This window comes from Marinagarivorans sp. (assembly GCF_982758155.1).
The window spans coordinates 1-2,561 of record NZ_CEXWTU010000383.1 but is presented as its reverse complement, the minus strand read 5'-3'; the positions used below and the strand labels follow the sequence as shown (position 1 = coordinate 2,561).

The following is a 2,561-nucleotide window of genomic DNA, read 5'->3' as shown; positions in this document are numbered from 1 at the left end:
AAAAAGCCTAGCGCAAAACCAACCAACTACATAGCTGCATTTTATAGCGGCGTTAAGTGACAGAGAAGTAGTATGAAAGTCCACTATTTAAATACAGATCTTGAACTTGAATCGCCCAAAGATTTGACTCCGATAGTCGAGCAATTCGGTGAAGATGTATCAGTCATGTTCAACGGAAAAGCTCGCGGTGTTTTTATGGCATCTTTTGAAATTGCGGGATCAGTTGATGGACCCGAGGCAGTAATTGAATATTTCTGTATGCTGGCTGAGACTTTAGATGGAGACGCAAAGCAGTTGTGGGAGCAGTGTTATTCGAAAAAACTTAATCTAGGCTATGAGGGTGGAGTCGCCCACCAAAGCTATGAGTCAACTATTTGCTCTAGTACAATAGAAAGAATGGCCAAGAACGGTGCATCTTTAGGTGTTACTGTTTATCCAATGCATAATGAAAAAAGCACTTAACAAGGCCAGCAAATCTGACCTCCGTAAACTGTCTTCTTTTTTGCAAAAAGACGCAAAAAGCAGCCAATTTACTCCGGCAGTTTCTGGCGGCGTTAGCTACACAAAATAAGCATCAACTATGTGTTGGCCTAATAATTAGGTGTATATAGATTGAGGGTTGGATTATGCATGGAAATGGCCCCTATATTGTGATGGCTCTTATGGGTATGTTTGCCCCCATGGTTATTGGACTTGTTTTAGTTATCATAGGTGTAATTCGAAAATATAAAGGTGCAACGTATCAAGTATTTTTTATGCTATCAGCTCCGTGCTTTCTTCTTTCGCTGGCTCTAATTATGAAAGATATGGGGCTTTAATAAGTTGGGGTCCATCATCATAAGTTTGTGTACTGGCATAGCTAACAAGGCAAAGCAGCCTCAGTCGCTACGCTCCTTGGACAGCCTTGCCGTCGCTCGTTTTGCGCATGGCTTCGCCATTATTGCGCAAAACAATCAACAACAAGTCTGCCGCTGTTTGCGGCGTTACAAAGCTCTGTGAGTATTAGGGTTTTAATTTTAGGTGTCGCACTTCGCACGGGATAAATGTGCTTTCGTTCGGTACTTTACGGTAAAATTGGCCGGTGCATTCTGTATGGGGTGCTGGTAAGTTAAAATGGTTTATCCGGTAAGATTTACTTCTTGCGCTATTGTTTTTTTATTGCCGCAATAGCGTTAAGGTTCTACCGGTTGGCATATTATCAAGCATCAGCCTCGCACACTCGGCAACGTGCTGGCGTAGTGGGTGTAGTGCTTCGCATTGTAACCAAGCTATCAAAATGACAGCTATTCCGTCGCTCGGTTTTGCGCTAAAAAAGCCTAGCGCAAAACCAACCAACTACATAGCTGCATTTTATAGCGGCGTTAGTTTCTGAAGGAGCGCTTGGTGAAATATTTGAAATATATTGCGATCTTTTTTGCCCTTTCCATACTTGGAGTTGGTTATGCGAATGCGCATGTAGCTAGGCTCGCGTTGATTGGCTATTCGGGATTTCATAATATCGGTGGTAATGTATATCTTTCGCAATCCCTGCCAGATATCGCAAAAGTCGAAGTCTCTTCATTGCTGGAAAATGCTAGAAATAGAATCGCTTCTCAGTATGGAGAGCCCACTGCTGATCCTGTGATAGTAGTATTAGGGAATGTTGATGAACAAAGAAGCTATGGACTTTATGGACCTCCGGGTGCCCTTCTATTTGCTCCCTGGGAAAGCTACTTGTTGCTAAATTACGAAACAGCCGATATAAACGTTGTCGCTCACGAGTTAGTTCATGCGGAGGTAGTCCACAGGGTTGGATATCTGAAGCGTCAGTTCAGTATTCCTACTTGGTTTGATGAAGGAGCTGCAATGCAGGTGGATCATAGGTCACAGTATTCATACAAAGGTTCTATCGAAGAAGATGAGTTTCGTAGGATTATCAGTTTAGATGTTCCAAAAAATTTTTGGACTAGTGATGAAAATCAAAATGTTGATAATTACCGATCTGCGAAGATGGCAGTCGCCGAAATACTTAACTCAAAGGATAATGAACTGTATTCTATACTGGAGAAAGTCAAGCGAGGTGAGGGTGGAGTAATTACATCTGCGGTAAATGAAACTAACAAAGCATTACAGCGGACAAGCCGCTGAATGCGGCGTTACAAAGCTCTGTGAGTATTAGGGTTTTAATTCTTGGTATCGTACTTCGCACAGGCTAAACGTGCTTTCGTTCGGTATATTGTTTAGTAAAATTGGCCGGTGCATTCTGTATGGGGTGCCGGTAAGTTAAAACGGATTTTGGGGTAGGCTTTGCTTCTTGCGCTTTTACTTTTTTATTGTCGCAGTAGTGTTAAGTTTATACCGGTTGGCATATTATCAAGCATCAGCCTCGCACGCTCGGCAACGTGCTGGCGTAGTAAGTTAAGTGCATCGCATTGTAACCAAGCTATCAAAATGACAGCTATTCCGTCGCTCGGTTTTGCGCTAAAAAAGCCTAGCGCAAAACCAATCAACTACATAGCTGCATTTTATAGCGGCGTTAGAGCGTCAAGTTTAATCTTGATGCGTCTTGCAGGGTGCAAGTC

3 protein-coding genes are annotated in these 2,561 nt (G+C 42.7%); all 3 read left to right on the top strand.

The window, feature by feature from the left end; all coding sequences use genetic code 11:
* Window positions 1–72 precede the first annotated feature (72 nt).
* The 3 genes from AC3A8L_RS21100 to AC3A8L_RS21090 all read left to right on the top strand — a co-directional run bounded on the left by AC3A8L_RS21100 (window position 73) and on the right by AC3A8L_RS21090 (window position 2,127).
* A complete protein-coding gene (locus tag AC3A8L_RS21100; RefSeq protein ID WP_487964253.1) occupies window positions 73–462 on the top strand; it encodes a hypothetical protein in 390 nt (129 codons plus the stop codon).
* Window positions 463–626: 164 nt separating this feature from the next.
* Window positions 627–818, top strand: coding sequence for a hypothetical protein (locus tag AC3A8L_RS21095; protein ID WP_487964252.1), 192 nt, complete (start codon window positions 627–629; stop codon window positions 816–818).
* A 565-nt stretch (window positions 819–1,383) separates the two neighbouring features.
* Window positions 1,384–2,127 carry a hypothetical protein gene (locus tag AC3A8L_RS21090; RefSeq protein WP_487964251.1) on the top strand — a complete coding sequence of 248 codons (744 nt, stop codon included), beginning with the start codon at window positions 1,384–1,386 and terminating at the stop codon, window positions 2,125–2,127.
* Window positions 2,128–2,561: the final 434 nt, after the last annotated feature.